12 protein-coding genes are annotated in these 16,132 nt (G+C 75.7%); 9 read left to right on the top strand and 3 right to left on the bottom strand.

Features of this window, described 5'->3' with window-relative positions:
• Positions 1-56: 56 nt before the first annotated feature.
• Both ACFPCY_RS22725 and ACFPCY_RS22720 read right to left on the bottom strand, forming a co-directional pair.
• Entirely contained in the window at positions 57-5,915 is a 5,859-nt protein-coding gene (locus ACFPCY_RS22725) for a type I polyketide synthase (protein ID WP_378258216.1), read from the bottom strand.
• Positions 5,912-6,880 (bottom strand): acyltransferase domain-containing protein, encoded by a 969-nt coding sequence (locus ACFPCY_RS22720; protein WP_378258214.1) that lies wholly within the window; start codon positions 6,878-6,880, stop codon positions 5,912-5,914. Before ACFPCY_RS22720 ends, ACFPCY_RS22725 begins: the two co-directional genes overlap by 4 nt.
• A gap of 194 nt (positions 6,881-7,074) precedes the next feature.
• Here ACFPCY_RS22720 and ACFPCY_RS22715 point away from each other — a divergent pair, with 194 nt between their 5' ends.
• From ACFPCY_RS22715 to ACFPCY_RS22680, 9 genes are all read left to right on the top strand, one after another.
• Complete coding sequence (locus ACFPCY_RS22715; protein WP_378258213.1) at positions 7,075-8,121, top strand: ketoacyl-ACP synthase III family protein; 1,047 nt, start codon at positions 7,075-7,077, stop codon at positions 8,119-8,121.
• A gap of 24 nt (positions 8,122-8,145) precedes the next feature.
• Positions 8,146-8,343 (top strand): hypothetical protein, encoded by a 198-nt coding sequence (locus ACFPCY_RS22710; RefSeq protein ID WP_378258211.1) that lies wholly within the window; start codon positions 8,146-8,148, stop codon positions 8,341-8,343.
• A 300-nt stretch (positions 8,344-8,643) separates the two neighbouring features.
• The gene (locus tag ACFPCY_RS22705) at positions 8,644-10,029 is read left to right on the top strand and encodes an amino acid permease (protein WP_378258209.1); all 1,386 of its coding nucleotides are present in this window, start codon (positions 8,644-8,646) and stop codon (positions 10,027-10,029) included.
• A 15-nt stretch (positions 10,030-10,044) separates the two neighbouring features.
• Positions 10,045-10,689: an arginine deiminase family protein gene (locus ACFPCY_RS43135; protein WP_465251231.1), complete on the top strand. Its 645-nt coding sequence runs from the start codon at positions 10,045-10,047 to the stop codon at positions 10,687-10,689.
• On the top strand, positions 10,598-11,269 hold the full coding sequence (locus ACFPCY_RS43130; RefSeq protein ID WP_465251234.1) for an arginine deiminase family protein: 672 nt from the start codon (positions 10,598-10,600) through the stop codon (positions 11,267-11,269). Before ACFPCY_RS43135 ends, ACFPCY_RS43130 begins: the two co-directional genes overlap by 92 nt.
• Positions 11,266-12,201: an ornithine carbamoyltransferase gene (gene argF / locus ACFPCY_RS22695; protein WP_378258207.1), complete on the top strand. Its 936-nt coding sequence runs from the start codon at positions 11,266-11,268 to the stop codon at positions 12,199-12,201. The genes ACFPCY_RS43130 and argF overlap by 4 nt, the downstream gene beginning before the upstream one ends.
• Positions 12,198-13,097, top strand: a complete 900-nt coding sequence (locus ACFPCY_RS22690) for a carbamate kinase (protein ID WP_378258205.1) — start codon at positions 12,198-12,200, stop codon at positions 13,095-13,097. Before argF ends, ACFPCY_RS22690 begins: the two co-directional genes overlap by 4 nt.
• Before the next feature lie 167 nt (positions 13,098-13,264).
• Positions 13,265-13,777, top strand: coding sequence for a universal stress protein (locus ACFPCY_RS22685; protein WP_378258203.1), 513 nt, complete (start codon positions 13,265-13,267; stop codon positions 13,775-13,777).
• A gap of 81 nt (positions 13,778-13,858) precedes the next feature.
• Complete coding sequence (locus ACFPCY_RS22680; RefSeq protein WP_378258201.1) at positions 13,859-15,313, top strand: bifunctional aminoglycoside phosphotransferase/ATP-binding protein; 1,455 nt, start codon at positions 13,859-13,861, stop codon at positions 15,311-15,313.
• Positions 15,314-15,462: 149 nt separating this feature from the next.
• On the opposite strand, the gene ACFPCY_RS22675 is transcribed toward ACFPCY_RS22680, so the two are convergent.
• Positions 15,463-15,699, bottom strand: coding sequence for a hypothetical protein (locus tag ACFPCY_RS22675; RefSeq protein WP_378258200.1), 237 nt, complete (start codon positions 15,697-15,699; stop codon positions 15,463-15,465).
• Between the last annotated feature and the right edge of the window lie 433 nt (positions 15,700-16,132).

Genomic DNA, 16,132 nt, shown 5'->3' with positions numbered 1-16,132 from the left:
CTTCCCTGCCCCTCTCTCGTGCCGGACGTCCCCGCGTTCCACGATGCGGGGAGGCTCTAAACGACCGTTGGAGACCCGCTGGAGGCGATGCCGCCGAGCTCGTCGCGCAGCCGTCCGACGAGGTCGGACGGCGTCGGGGCCTCGGCCAGGAGCGCGGCGGGCAGAGCCAGCCCGGTCACCGCGCTCAGCCGGTTCCGCAGGTCCATGCCGCTGAGGGAGTCGAACCCCAGCTCCCGGAACTCCAGGTCCGGCGGCAACTCCTCGGGATCGGACCGGCCGAGGACGAACGCCGCGTTCCTACGCACCAGGTCGAGCAGCACCCCGTCCAGCTCGGCCCTGGGCAGCGCGGCCAGGTCCGGGACCCGCGCGTCCCGCCCGGCCTCCGCCGCCTCGGCGTCCGGCTCGGGCGCCGCTTCGGCGTCCGCCTCGGTGTCCGCCTCGGTGTCCGCCTCGGACACCGCCTCGGGCGCCGAGGGCGCGAGCCAGTACCGCTCGCGGGCGAACGGGTAGGTCGGCAGGTCGATGTGCTCGCCGGTCCCGATCACCGCCCGCCAGTCCACCGGCCGGCCCGCCACGTGCAGCGCGGCGGCCGACGCGAGGAGCTGGTCGAGGCCGCCGCGGCCCCGCCGCAGCGTGCCGGTCGCGACCACCGACCCGTCGGCGGTCGCCTGCACTGAAGACGTCAGCACCGGATGCGGGCCGACCTCCACGAAGACCGCGTGGCCCGCCTCGACCAGGGCCCGCGTCGCGTCCTGGAACCGGACGGTTCCGCGCAGCGTGGCGTACCAGTGCTCCGGGCCCATCCGCCGGGTGTCGAAGGGACCGCCCGTGAGGGTCGAGTACAGCGGCACGTGCCCGGCGCGGGGCTCGATCCCGTCCAGCACCTCGAGCAGTTCGCCGCGCAGCGGCTCCATGCCGGCGGTGTGCGAGGCGTAGTCCACGTCGATCCGCCGCACCTCGATCCCGCTCGCGGCGCACTCGGCCGCCAGCTCGTCCAGCGCCGCCGGCGGCCCCGCCACGGTCGTGGACGCGGGCCCGTTGACGGCCGCGACCTCCAGCCGCCCCCGCCAGGCCGCGAGCATCGGCCCGACCCGCTCGGCGGGCAGCGGCACCGAGGCCATCCCGCCCGTCCCGGCGACCCGGACCAGCGCCCGGCTCCGCCGGACCACGACCCGCATGGCGTCGTCCAGCGACAGCGCCCCCGCGACGTACGCCGCCGCGATCTCGCCCTGCGAATGCCCCACCACGGCGTCCGGCCGCACGCCGAGCGCCCGCCAGGCGGCGGCCAGCGAGGCCATGACGGCGAACAGCGCGGGCTGGACGACGTCCACGCGCCCCGGCGACGCCGCGCCGGGGGCCGCCGTGACCACGTCCGTCAGCGACCAGTCGGCCCACCGCGCCAGCGCCGCGTCGCACGCCGCCAGCTCCTCGCGGAAGGCGGGGCAGCTCCGCACGAGGTCACCGGCCATCCCCGGCCACTGCGCCCCCTGGCCGGGGAACACGAACACCGTCCCACCGCGCACGACCCGCCCCTCGACCACGCCGGGGCCGCCCGTCCCGTCCGCCAGCCTGGCCAGCCCGTCGCGGGGGTCCCCCAGCAGCACCGCCCGGCAGCCGTGCGCGGGCCGTCCCGCCAGCGTGAACGCGACGTCCGCGTCGGGCTCGTCCCGGACGAAGTCGCGCAGCTCGCGCGCCACCCGCCGCAGCCCCGCGCGGTCCGGCGCCGACAGCACCCACGGCACCGGCCCGTCCGCGACCGGTCGGCGCGGGGGCGCCTCAGGCTCGTCCTCCGGCTCGTCCTCCTGGAGGATGAGGTGGGCATTGGTCCCGCTGATGCCGAAGGACGACACGGCGGCGCGCCGGGGGCGGGGGCCGCGCGGCCACGGGACCGGGTCGGTGAGCAGGGCGACGGCGCCGTCCGACCAGTCCACGTGCGGGGACGGTTCGCGGACGTGGAGGGTGCGGGGCAGCCGCTCCGCGCGCAGGGCCTCGACCATCTTGATCACGCCGCCCACGCCCGCCGCGGCCTGCGCATGGCCGATGTTGGACTTGAGGGAGCCGAGGCGGAGCGGGCTTCCGGCCGGGCGCCCGGCGCCGTAGGCCGCGCGGACGGCGTTCGCCTCGATGGGGTCGCCGAGGACCGTGCCGGTGCCGTGCGCCTCGACCGCGTCGATGTCCCGGGCTGCGAGTCCCGCGTCGGCGAGCGCCCGCGCGATGACGGCCTCCTGCGCCCGGCCGCTCGGCGCGGTGAGGCCGTTGCTCGTGCCGTCCTGGTTGGTCGCGCTGCCGGCGACGAGCGCCAGCACGCGGTGCCCCTCGCGGCGGGCGTCCGACAGGCGCTCCAGGACGAGCACCCCGGCGCCCTCGGCCCAGCCGGTGCCGTCGGCGTCCGCCGAGAACGCCTTGCACCGGCCGTCCGGGGCCAGGCCGTGCTGGCGGGAGAACTCCAGGAACATGCCGGGCGTCGCCATCACGGCGACGCCGCCCGCCACCGCCAGCTCGCACTCGCCGGCGCGCAGCGCCCGGACGGCGAGGTGCACCGCCACCAGCGAGGACGAGCACGCGGTGTCCACCGTGAGGGCGGGCCCGGTGAAGCCGAACACGTACGAGACCCGGCCGGAGACCACGCTCGGCGAGCTCCCGGTCAGCAGGTGCCCGCCTTCGGCCGCGCGCGTGTGCATGCGGGGGCCGTAGTCCTGGTGGGTCGCGCCGAGGTAGACGCCGACGTCCCGGCCGCGCAGCGTTGCCGGGTCCAGGCCGTGGCGTTCGAACGCCTCCCAGACGACCTCCAGGACGACCCGCTGCTGCGGGTCCATCGCCAGGGCCTCGCGGGGGCTGATGCCGAAGAAGGCGGGGTCGAACCGGTCCGCGTCGTGCAGGAAGCCGCCGCCGCCCGGCACGGCCCCGCCGTCCCCGAGGTCCCAGCCCCGGTCCGCCGGGAAGGCCGACACCGCGTCGGTCCCGGTGTCCACCAGCCGCCACAGGTCCGCGGGCGACCGCACGCCACCGGGATACCGGCACCCCATGGCCACGATCGCGACCGGATCCCCCGCTTCGGGCGGTGTCGCGGTCCCCCGTCCGGGCACCGGACGCGGGGCGGTCGTCAGCGCCGACTCCAGGTGGGCGGTGAGGGCGTCCGGGGTCGGATGGTCGAACAGCAGCGTCGCGGGCAGGTCCAGGCCGGTCGCCGCGGACAGCCGGTCCCGCAGTTCCAGCGACATGCGCGAGTCCATGCCCTGCTCGTTGAACGGGACGGCCCCGTCCACCGGCGCGTCCTCGCGGTGGCCGAGCACGGCGGCGGTGTGCCGGGCGACCAGCCGGGCGGCGTCCTCCCCCAACGGCTCGGCTTCCTCACCCAACGGCTCGGGTTCCTCGTCCCGGTGCAGGGTGTCCACCCAGTGGCGGCGGCGCTGGAACGGATAGGTCGGGAGATCGACCGCGCGCCCCGTGCCCAGCACGCCCCGCCAGTCGGGTTCGCGGCCGTGCGCGTGCAGCGCGGCCAGCAGGGTGACGAGTTCGCGCTCGTCGTCCGCCCCGGCGAGGAAGGCCGAGCCCCGGCCCGGAACGTTCTGCGCGGCCAGCCGGACCAGCGTGGCGCCCGGCCCGCACTCGGCGAAGATCCGCGCCCCGGCCGCGTGCAACGCCGTCACCGAGTCGGCGAACCTGACGGTGTCGCGGGCGTGCCTCGCCCAGTAGTCGGACGACCCGTCCATGCCGCCGACCAGCGCGACGTCTCCGGCGGGCCGGAAGGCCAGCCGCCCGGCGGCCGCGCGCAGCCGGGGGATCACCGGGTCCATCAGCGGCGAGTGGAAGGCGTGGCTCACCTCCAGCGGCCGGACGCGCCGCCCCCGGGCACGGAACCACGCGCCGATCCGGGCGAGCTCCGCGTCCTCCCCGGACACCACCACCGACGCCGGGCCGTTCACGGCGGCGAGGTCCACCGGGCCGTCCCGCAGCAGCGGGCGGACCTCCGCCTCGGTCGCCTCCAGCGCCAGCATGCCGCCGCCCGGCGGGAGCGCCTGCATCAGCGCGCCGCGCGCCACGACGAACTCCACCGCGTCGGGCAGCGACAGGACACCGGCGGCATGGGCGGCGGCGATCTCTCCCACCGAGTGGCCCGCCACCAGGTCCGGGCGGACGCCGCAGGACTCCAGCAGCCGGTGGGTCGCGACCTCCACGGCGAACAGCGCGGGCTGCGCGTGCCGCGTCTGGTTCACCAGCCCGGCGTCCCCCTCCCACATGACGTCGCGCAACGACCGCCCGAGCACCCGGTCTGCTCGCGCGCACACCTCGTCGAACGCCTCCGCGAACGCGGGGAAGGCCTCGTACAGCGCCCGTCCCATCCCGGGCCGCTGCACGCCCTGCCCGGGGAACAGCAGCGCGAGCCCGCCTGTCCCCGCCCGCCCCCGCACGGCCCCCGGCGCTCCGTCCCGTCCATCGGCGATCGCGCGGAGCGCGGCGGCCAGCTCCCCGGTCCGCTCGCCGATCACGGCGGCGCGGTGGGCGAACGGCTTCCTGGTGGTGAGCAGCGAGTGCGCCACGTCCGCCGGGGCCGGTCTCCCGGTGGTCACCGAGGCGGCCAGGCGGGCCGCCTGATCGCGGAGCGCGGCGGGAGTGGCGGCGGAGATCAGCCAGGGGACGGTGGCGGCGGGCGGCGCCGCCTCGACCGGGCGGGACGGTCCCGCGGTCAGCACCAGGTGGCAGTTCGACCCGCCCATCCCGAACGCGGACACGCCCGCGAGCGGGACGTCCGAGTGCGGCCAGGTCCGCGGTTCGCGCACGACGCGCAGGCCCAGGTCGTCCAGCGGGATGGCGGGGTTCGGGCGCTCGAAGTTCAGGCTCGGCGGGATGCTCCGGTGGGCGAGGCTCAGGCAGGTCTTGAGGAGACCCGCGATGCCCGCCGCGCCGCCGAGGTGGCCCAGGTTCGTCTTCACCGAGCCGACCAGCAGCGGGCGGCCGGGCGGCCGGCCCTCGCCCAGGACCGCGCCCAGCGCCGCGGCCTCCACCGGGTCCCCGGCGCGGGTCGCCGTCCCGTGCAGCTCGACGTAGTCCACGCGGGACGGGTCGAGGCGGGCGTAGGCGCGGCGCAGGACGTCCTGCTGGGCGTCCCGGCTCGGCGCGGTCAGCGTCCCGCCCGAGCCGCGCCCGGCCTCGGCGGCGACGATCACCGCGTACACCCGGTCGCGGTCGGCGAGGGCGCGCGCGAGCGGCTTCAGGACGACCGCGCCGCCGCCCTCCCCGCGCGCGTAGCCGTTGGCGCGCGCGTCGAAGGTGAAGCACCGCCCGTCCGGGGACAGCGCGCCGAACGCCGCCTCGTCCGCCGCCGAGCCGGCCGACAGGTGCAGGTGGACCCCGGCCGCGACGGCGAGCTCGCACTCCCCGTGCAGCAGGCTCCGCACCGCCGTGTGGACGGCGACCAGCGACGAGGACTGCCCGGTGTCGACGGTGAGGCTGGGGCCGCGCAGGTCCAGGAAGCCGGCGAGGCGGTCGGCGATGACGGCGCGGCTGAGGCCGGTGAGCGCGTGCGGACTGCCGCCGCCCGGATCATGCGCGCGGACGATCTCCGCGTAGTCGGTCGCCATCGCCCCCACGAAGACGCCGGTCCGGCTGCCCGCGAGCCGGTCGGCCGCGATCCGCGCGTCCTCGACGGCCTCCCAGCCGAGTTCCAGCATCAGCCGCTGCTGCGGGTCCATCAGTGCGGCCTCACGCGGGGAGATCCCGAAGAACGCGGCGTCGAAGCCCGCGACGTCGGGCAGGAAGCCGCCGGGCGGACCGCCGAGGCCGCGTTCGGCGGGCGGCTCGGCGACGGCGTCCCGGCCGCCGGACAGCAGCCGCCAGAACGCGCCCGGGTCCGGGGCCGCCGGGAAGCGGCAGGACATGCCGATGACGGCGACATCGGTCGCGGGGCCCGTCACCGCGGCGGGCCGATCCGGTCGGCCGCCCGCCGCACCGCCTCGCGGTCCGCCTCCGGTGGACCGGGACGCGGCGGCGACAGCGGCACCACCCGGTTCCGGCCCGACCGCACCGACGGATGCCTGCGCGCGATGGAACTCAGGCCCTGCCCCGGACCGGCCTCCAGCAGCACCAGGCCGTCCTCGTCGAGCATCGAGCGCAGCGCCTGCCAGAACCACACGGTCGCGGCGGGCTGGCGCGCCCAGAACAGCGGGTCGACGGCGTGCTCCGGCGAAAGTTCCGCCCCGAGCTGGGACGAGTAGACGGTGCGTCGCGGCCGGCGCAGGTCCACCGACCGCCAGGCGGCGGCCGAGCTCTCCACCGCGCCGTCCACCACCGGGCTGTGGAAGCCCTGGCGGGCCCGCACGTCCCTGCAGGTGAAGCCCTTGTCCCGCAGCGTCCGCGCGACCTCGTCCAGCTCCGCGCGCGGGCCGGCGACCAGCGTCTGCCTCGGCGCGTTGACCGCGGCGACGGTCACCCGCCCGACCAGGTGCGGCGCGAGGTCCGCGGCGGACGCCGCGACCGCCAGCATCCCGCCCGGCTCCGTCCTCGCGTAGTGCTCCGTCCGGTCGCGCATCAGCCGCATGCCCTCATCCAGGCCGAACACTCCGGCCAGCGTCGCGGCCGCCATCTCGCCGACGCTGTGTCCGAGCAGCGCGACCGGCTCGACGCCCCAGTCCAGCACGACCTCGCCCAGCGCGCAGTCCACCGCGTACAGCAGCGGCTGGGCGCGCGTGACGTCGTCGAACAGCTCGGCGGGCGCGCCGGACAGCCATTCGCCGCGCAGCCCGTCGCCCCCCGGCCCGAGCGCGGCGAAGGCCCGGTCCATGGTCGCTGTGAAGGGCGCGGAGTGCCCGTAGAGCCCGGCCGCCATCCGGGGGTACTGGGCCCCCTGGCCGGGGAAGAGAAGCGCGACCTTCGCCATCATCGTCCCTCGCTCGTCGTTCCGACTCTGCCGGTTCGAGGTCTAGTCGGCGCGACTTGAGGAACGGCTGAACCGGACTCGCCCGCACCGGCTCGCCCGCGCCCGCTCGCCCGCGCCCGCTCGCCCGCACCGGCTCGCCCGCGTCGGCTCGTCCGGGGCTTGAGCAGCCTTCCGACGGACGCGCGGAGACTGCGAGCGTGAAGGATCTCTACATAGCGGGCACCGGAACCTGGTTGCCGGACCCCATGACCGTGGACGAGGCGGAGCGCGCGGGCCTGTGCGAGCGGCGGCGCGTCTGGAACACGGGCGCGGTCTCCGTCTGCGTCGCGACGAAGGAGTCACCCCCGGACATGGCGGTGATGGCGGCCCGTTCCGCCCTCGACCAGGCGGGGTGCCCGCCGTCCGACGTCACGCTGGTCCTGCACGCCTGCACCTACCATCAGGGCCACGACATGTGGGCGCCGGCGTCCTATGTCCAGCGCTTCGCGCTCGGCAACCGGTGCCCGGCGATGGAGATCCGGCAGCTGTCCAACGGGGGGATGGCCGCGCTGCAGACGGCGTCGGCCCACCTGCGGTCCTCCGCCGCTCCGGCGTCCGTCCTCATCACCACGGCCGACCGGTTCTGCCCGCCCGGATACGACCGGTGGCGCACCGACCCGGGCACGGTCTGCGGGGACGGCGGGACGGCCGTCCTGCTCTCGTCGTCGGGCGGCCATGCCCTGCTGCGGTCGCTGTCGACGGTCTCCGACCCCGGCCTGGAGACGGCCGGACGCGGCGAGGACGCGTTCTCCTCCGCTCCGCTGGGCGCGCGGACGCCGATCGACCTGGCCAGGCACGGCGCGGTCCTCGCCCGCGAGCTCGGCCTGGAGGCGCTGGTGCGGCGGATCGAGGAGGGGCAGCGCCTGGCGTTCGAGGCGGCGACGGCCGAGGCCGGGGTCGCGCTCTCCGACATCGACTGGTTCGTCCTGCCGAACATGGGACGCAGCCGGCTGAAGGCGCACTTCTACGACCCGTTCGGCATCGACCCCGACCGCACCACGCGTTCGTTCGGCGGTCGGACCGGGCATCTGGGCGCGGGCGACCAGATCGCCGGGCTGGACCACCTCATCGGCAGCGGACGGCTCGAGCCCGGGCAGACCTGCCTGCTCGCGGGGGTCGGCTCGGGGTTCACCTGGTCCGCGGCGGTGGTCGAGATGACCGGACGGCCCGCCCGCCCCTCCCGAGGAACGGGCTGGACACCTTGATCCCGGGGGGCCGCGGCACCCGGTATGGGTCGACCGGACTACGCCGCCGCCAACGACATCTACTGCGAGTCGGACCCGAACCTGCCGGTCGACGTTCCCTGGCCCTACGGCCCGGGCTTCGACGCGATCGGCCACTTCGCCCACTGCTTCTTCAAGCCCTACGACATCACCCTCGACTTCACCGGCATGAACCTCTCCATCGCCCGCGGCAAAGCAGCCTGATCTGGTGCGTGATGCGGCCCGTCCCGCCCGGGGAGTCCGGGCGGGAGGTGCTCATCGCCTGCGTCCTGTGAACCCGCGGTCCGCGTCCGCTGGGACGGTGATCCCCCGCTGCCGCGGGTTGCCGCAACGGACCTGGCCGCGATCTTCGGGGCCTTGTTCTGCCTGCTCCGGGACGGAGGACGGGCCGCGGGTCTCGGGACCTTGGTCCGTCCGCCCCGGGACGGACGACCGGCGCCCCGCACCGGGCCGCGGTGATCAGCTGAAGGCGCGGCGATCACGCCGCTCGTGAAGGAGGCACTCATGAGGGCGCAACCGGCCCGCCGGAAGCTGGGGTTGTGGATGGCCACGGCCCTGGTGGTGGGCAACATGATCGGGTCGGGGGTGTTCCTGCTGCCCAGCTCGCTCGCCGAGTACGGGCCGATCAGCCTGGTCGCCTGGGGGTTCACCGCGGCGGGCGCGATCCTGCTGGCGCTGGTGTTCGCGCGGATGGCGCGGGCCTACCCGCGTACCGGCGGCCCGTACGCCTATGCGCGGCGGGCGTTCGGCGACTTCGTCGGGTTCCAGACCGCCTGGGGCTACTGGATCGCGGTGTGGGCCGGGAACGCGGCGATCGCCGTGGCGTTCGTCGGGTACCTGGCGCACTTCTGGCCCGCGCTGGGGCACGACAAGGTCCTCGCCGCGGGGGTGGGGCTGGCGGCGATCTGGCTGCTGACCGCGGTCAACGCCTATGGCGTCCGGCAGGGCGGCGCCGTGCAGGTCGTCACCACGGTGGTCAAGCTGGTGCCGCTGCTGATGATCGCGGTGGGCGGGCTGTTCTTCGTCGAGGCCGGGAACTTCGGGAAGTTCAACGCGAGCGGCGGCAGCGCGTTCGGCGCGGTGACCGCGGCGGCGGCGCTGACGCTGTGGTCGTTCATCGGGCTGGAGTCGGCGACCGTCCCGGCCGAGGACGTCCAGGACCCGGAGAGGACGATCCCGCGCGCCACCATCGCCGGGACCGCGGTCACCGCGCTGGTCTACATCCTGGGCACCGTCGCCGTCCTCGGGCTGGTGCCGGCGGCGGCGCTGGCGACCTCGACCGCGCCGTTCGCCGACGCCGCCGACGCGGCGTTCGGCGGGTGGGCGGCCGATCTGGTCGCCGCGGGCGCCGCGATCAGCGCGTTCGGCGCGCTGAACGGCTGGATCCTGCTTCAGGGGCAGATCCCGTTCGCCGCCGCGCGCGACGGGCTGTTCCCCAAGGCGTTCGCCCGCACCGGACGCGGCGGAACCCCGGTGGTCGGGCTGGTGGTGTCCAGCGTGCTGGCGACCGGGCTGATGCTGATGAACTACAACGCCTCGCTGGTCGACCAGTTCACGTTCATCATCCTGCTGGCCACCCTCACCACCGTCATCCCCTACGCCTACGCCGCCGTGGCCGAGCTGGTGCTGCTGGCCACCGACCGTGCCGCGTTCTCCGGCGGGCGCCTCGTCCGGGACGCCGTCATCGCGCTGCTGGCGTTCGGCTACTCGGTCTGGGCGATCGCCGGCGCCGGCTACGAGGTCGTCTACAAGGGCACGCTGCTGATCTTCGCCGGGATGCCCGTCTACGCCTGGCTGAAGTACCGCGCCCAGCGCCCGCCGCTGCGGGCCGCCGACCCCGCGCCGGGCGACGGCACCGGCGACACCCGTCCGCCCGCCCAGGCCGCCTGAAAGGACCACCCCTCCGTGTTCACCGTTTCCTCCGAGGTCGGGCGGCTGCGGCAGGTGCTGCTGCACCGCCCCGACCTGGAACTGCTCCGCCTGACCCCCGCCAACAAGGACGACCTGCTGTTCGACGAGGTGCTGTGGGCCAGGCGCGCCCGCCAGGAGCACGACGTGTTCGCCGACACGCTCCGCGAACGCGGCGTCCAGGTGCACTACCTCGCCGAGCTGCTCGCCGAGACCGTCAAGATCGACGAGGCGCGGGCCGAGGTGCTGGACCGCACCGCGTCCGAGACCGCGCTCGGCCCGACCCTGGCCGGCCCGGTCCGCGCCGCGCTGGACGACCTGGATCCCGAGACCCTGGCCCGGCACCTGATCGGCGGGCTCACCAAGGACGAGCTCGGCCTCGCCGCCCACAGCCTGCTGCTGGCGTCCCTGGACGGCGGCGACTTCGTCCTGCCGCCGCTGCCCAACCACCTGTTCACCCGCGACCCGTCCGCGTGGCTGCACGGCGGGGTGACGCTGCACCCCGATGGCCAGGCCCGCGCGGCGCCGCGAGACCGTCCACCTCGCCGCGATCTACCGGCACCACCCGCTGTTCGCCGACCAGGACTTCCCCGTCTGGTACCCCGGCACCGACGCCGGGCTGCCGACCCTGGAAGGCGGTGACGTGCACGTCCCCGGCGACGGCCTGGTGCTGGTCGGGATGAGCGAGCGCACCACGCCCCAGGCCGTCGAGCTGCTCGCGCGACGGCTGTTCACCGCCGGCGCCGCCCGGAGCGTCATCGCCGTGCAGCTGCCGCGGCGCCGCGCGTTCATGCACCTGGACACGGTCATGACCATGGTCGACCGGGACGTCTTCACCGCCTACCCGGGACTGCCGTCGCTGCGGTCCCACACCCTCACCCCCGGCCGCGACACCGGCCGCGAGGTGCTCGTCGGGGAGAACGAAGCGCTGTTCCCCGCGATCGCCCGCGCCCTCGGCCTGCCCCGCGTGCGCGTGCTGTCCGCCGAGCAGGACGTCCGGGCCGCCGAGCGCGAGCAGTGGGACGACGGCGACAACGTCCTCGCCGTCGAACCCGGTGTCGTCGTCGCCTACGAGCGCAACGTCACCACCAACACCATGCTCCGCCGCCACGGCGTCGAGGTCGTCACCATCCCCGGCGGTGAGCTCGGCCGCGGACGCGGCGGCCCCCGCTGCATGAGCTGCCCCCTCCACCGCGACCCCCTGAAAGAGGTGACCTCGTGAAGGACCTGCTGCGCATCGCCGACCTGTCCGGCGACGACCTGACCCTGCTGCTGCGACTCGCCGCCGGTTTCCAGGACGACCCCGGATCGGCGCCCGACGCGCTCGCCCGCCGGATCGTGCCGATGTACTTCGCCAAGCCGTCCACCCGCACCCGCCTGTCGACCGCGGCGGCGGTGACCGGGCTCGGCGGGACGCCCGTCGCCATCGGCCCCGACGAGCTGCAGCTCCGCCGCGGCGAGACCCTCGCCGACACCGCCCGCGTGATGGGCTCCTACGCCGCCGCCATCGTGATCCGCACCTTCGCCGACGCCGACGTCGCCGAGCTGGCCGCCACCGCCCCCGTCCCGGTGATCAACGCGCTCACCGACGGGCATCACCCGCTGCAGGCCGTCGCCGACCTGCTCACCATCGGCGGGCGCTTCGGCGACCTGCGCGGCCACCGCGTCGCCTACCTCGGGGACGGCGGCAACGTCGCCCGCAGCCTGATGGAGGCCGCCGCCCTCACCGGCATGGACATCGCGCTCGCGACCCCGCCGGGCTACGGCCCGGCGGACGAGGCGCTCGCGTTCGCCACCGCGGAGGCCGAACGGCGCGGCGGCACCGTCCTGCTCACCCGCGACCCCGCCGAGGCGGTCAAGGGCGCCGACGTGGTGTACACCGACGTCTGGCTGTCCATGGGCGACCCCGAGGACGAGCGCGAGCGCCGCACCCGGGCACTCGCCCCCTACCAGGTGAACGAGCAGCTCATGGGGCACGCCGCCGAGGACGCGGTGTTCCTGCACTGCCTGCCCGCCCACCGCGGCCGGGAGGTCACCGCCGAGGTCATCGACGGCCCGCGCTCGCTGGTCTTCCAGCAGGCCGCCAACCGGCTGCCCGCCACCCAGGCCGTCCTGTACGCCCTGCTCACCGGACGCCTGGAAGGACGCCGATGAGGATCGTCGCCGCCCTCGGCGGCAACGCGCTGCTGCGCCGCGGCGAGGCACTGGACGCCGCGGTGCAGATCGCCCACGTCCGCCAGGCCGCCCGCGGCCTCGCCGCGCTGGCCCGCGACCACGAGCTGGTCGTCACGCACGGCAACGGCCCGCAGGTCGGGCTGCTGGCCCTCGAGAGCGCCGCCGATCCGGCGCTCTCGGTCCCCTACCCGCTCGACGTGCTCGGCGCCGAGACGCAGGGCATGATCGGCTACTGGCTCGCCCGCGAGCTGCGCCGCGTCCTGCCCGGCCGGGAGATCGTCGCCGTCCTCACCGAGACCGTGGTCGACTCCCGCGACCCCGCGTTCGCCGCCCCGGCCAAGTTCGTCGGCCGCGCCTACGGCACCGCCGAGGCGGACCGGATGCGCGTCGAGCACGGCTGGGCCATGCGCCGCGACGGCGACGCCTGGCGCCGGGTCGTCCCGTCCCCCGAACCGCGCGACATCGTGGAGCTGCCGACCCTCGCCCGCCTCACCGAGGTCGGCTGCCTGGTCATCGCGGCGGGCGGTGGCGGCGTGCCCACCGACGGCGGCCATCACGGCGTCGAGGCCGTCGTCGACAAGGACCTGACCGCGGCGCTGCTGGCGACCCGGCTCAAGGCCGACGCGCTGCTGCTGCTCACCGACGTCCCCGCCGTCATGCGCGACCACGGGACGCCGCGGGCCCGGCCCGTCCGCCAGGCCACCCCGGACGAGCTGCGCCGCATCCCGCTGCCGGCCGGCTCCATGGGCCCCAAGGCCGAGGCGGCCTGCCGCTTCGCCGACCAGCGCCCCGGCGCCGTCGCCGCGATCGGCTCGCTCACCGACGCGCCCGCGCTCCTGGCCGGAACCGCCGGAACCCGGGTCGAGGCGCCATGACCAGTTCTCCGAAACCTTAGAAACCCGCCGGTGCCGCCGGGCCGGCTCGTGCCGTCCGCCGCGCCGCTCGAGCACCTCGGGCCGAAGGTCCCGGTCCGCCGGGACGCTGGGCACTCCTGCCCCGCCGTCCTGAACGGAAGAGTGAGAAGTGAGCCAAGGAGGCACAGATGCGGGTCATCCCCGAACAGCGTTGCGTCGTCGTCGGCGTGGACGGATCACCGAACTCGATGGCGGCCCTTCACCGTGCCGCCCGCGAGGCCGCCGAGCGCCACGCCCGGCTGGACGTCATCCACGTCCTGGACACCGAGACCGACGCCGTCACCGGTGCAGGCGCAGGCGCAGGCACAGGCGCAGCCGCAGGCACAGGCGCAGGCACAGGCGCCGACCGCGGTCCGCGCCCGCTGCGCACGGCCCGCGAATGGTTGCGGCTTCGCGACCTGGTCGCCGGAGCGGTCCCCCGCGCGCAGCACCTCACCACCCGCCTGCGCATCCTCCACGGAACGCCGGAAGCGGTCCTGCCGGACGCGGCCGAGCACGCCGAGCTGCTGGTCGTCGGCGCCCGGGCGCACTCCGAGCACGGCAACCCGTTCGGCGGCGACACCGTGCCCGCCGTCCGGGAGCGGGCGCGCTGCCCGGTCGTGATCTGCGCCGACCACGGCGCGGTCGCCGAACGCGTCTGAGGCGTCCCCGTCCGCTCGGCTCCCGGCCCGGCCGCGGGCACGACGCCACCGGCCCGCCGACTACCCGAGGGTGTGATCGCCATGACCGGTGCCGCCGTCAGCGAGACCCACTGCGGGATCGTCTTCTTCGCCGGCGATCGCGCCTACAAGCTGAAGAAGCCGGTGGACCTCGGCTTCCTCGACTTCAGCAGCCGGGAGCTGCGCGAGCGGGCGTGCCACCGGGAGGTCGAGCTCAACCGGCGCTTCGCCCCCGACGTGTACCTGGGCGTCGCCGACGTGAGCGGTCCCGACGGCCGGCCCTGCGACCACCTGGTCGTGATGCGGCGCATGCCTTCCGAGCGGCGCCTGTCGGCCCTGGTGAGGGACCACGCGCCGGTGGACGACGCGCTCCGCGGCATCGCCCGGATCCTCGCCGCCTGGCACGCCCGCGCACCGCGCGGGCCGCACATCTCGGCCCAGGGCGCCCGCGACGCGCTGCGCGCCCGCTGGCGGCAGAGCTTCGACCAGGTGCGTCCCTTCCACGGCCGGGCGATCGACGCGGCGCGGGCCACCGAGATCGAGAATCTCGCCCTGGCCTTCCTCGCCGGCCGCGAGCCCCTCTTCGACGCCCGCATCACCGCGGGCCACGTCGCCGACGGGCACGGTGATCTGCTGGCCACCGACATCTTCTGCCTCGACGACGGCCCCCGCATCCTGGACTGCCTGGAGTTCGACGACCGGCTGCGCTTCCTCGACGGCCTCGACGACGCCGCGTTCCTGGCCATGGACCTCGAACGCCTCGGCGCCCCCGACTCGGCCGACCGGTTCCTCGACTGGTACGTCGAGTACGCCGCCGACCCGGCGCCGCGCTCGCTGCGGCACCACTACATCGCCTACCGCGCGTTCGTCCGCGCCAAGATCGCCTGCCTGCGCCACGCCCAGGGCGACCCGGACGCGGCCGCCGAAGCCGACACCCTCGCCCGGGTCGCGCTGCGGCACCTGCGCGCAGGCAAGGTGCGCCTGCTCATGGTCGGCGGGCTCCCCGGCACCGGCAAGACCACCCTGGCCGGGGCCTTGGCCGACCGCCTCGGCTGCGCCCTGCTCTGCAGCGACCGCGTCCGCAAGGAACTCGCGGGGCTCGCCCCGTCCGCTCCCGCGGCCGCCCCCTACGGAACCGGCCTCTACTCCCCCGAGTGGACGCGGCGCACCTACCGCGAGCTGGCCGCCCGCGCCGATCGGCTCCTTCGCCTGGGCGAGACCGTCGTCCTGGACGCCTCCTGCACGTCCGCGCCCGACCGCGCCGTGTTCGTCGGGCTCGCTGACGAAGCGCACGCCGAGCTCCTCGCCTTCCGCTGCGAAACGCCTCCGGACATCGCGGCCGCGCGCATCCGCACCCGCCCTCACGGGCCGTCCGACGCCGACGCCGGAATCGCCACCGCCATGTCCGCCCACGCCGCGCCATGGCCCGAAGCCGCCCCGATCGACACCAGCGGCCCGCTCGGCAAGGCCCTCGAACAGGCCCTCGCCCTCCTCACCCCGGCCCCGCCCCGGCCCTGACCAACCGGCAGATCGGCGAGCGCCTCCTCCTGGCGGAGAAGACCGCCTCGTGTTCCGCGGCTCGCACCTGCGCCGTGACGTGCCAGTGGTGCGGGTGCGGCCGACAGTCGGAGGCTGGATTTCCGGTCGGGCATCCCGGTGACGCGTGGCTAGGCAGGCTCGACCACGTTGGTCTCGGGCGTTTCGGTCTCCGTTTCGGGCTCGGGGGCTTCGGTGGGGACGTCTCGGGGGATCTCGCCCCTGGTGTTGGTGGCCCGCAGGGCGATCACCGCCGCGGCGACGATGAACACGGCCGCGCCGAGCAGGGCGCGCTGGAAGCCCACGGTGAGCGCGACCTGCGGCCGGGCGCCCGAGGCGAGCACGTCGTCGGTGCGGGAGGTGGCCATCGCTGAGAAGATCGCCAGGCCGAGCGCGCCCCCGACCTGGGACGTTCACGATGGACACGTCGATCAGGTCGATGAAGGCGACCAGGCACAGCAGGGCCGGGACGACCTTGCCGCGGCCGGTCCCGAGGAGTCCCGGCCGGCCGGGGCCGGCGGGGTCGTTCGCGAGTTGCGTCGGCGCGCTCCAGCAGGGCCTGCTCGTCGCCGGTGGCGTCCTGCTCGACACCTTGGTCGTCCGCAGCCTCCTCATCCCGCTCTCGCCCTGGACGTGGGCAAACGCGTCTGGTGGCCCACGAGGCCGGCCGACTGACGCCCCCGTGCCCCGGCCGCGATCGGCCGGGGCACGGTCTGTCGGCCGTCTGCGTTCTCGCGATGGGGCGCGGCTCCCGGCGGGAGGAACGACGTACGCCCTCAGCACCGGACGCCGCTACGCCCT

Source organism: Actinomadura gamaensis, assembly GCF_042652125.1.
Classification (GTDB): domain Bacteria; phylum Actinomycetota; class Actinomycetes; order Streptosporangiales; family Streptosporangiaceae; genus Spirillospora; species Spirillospora gamaensis.
The sequence above is the reverse complement of the archived record's forward strand: the minus strand, read 5'-3'. Positions and strand labels throughout refer to the sequence as shown.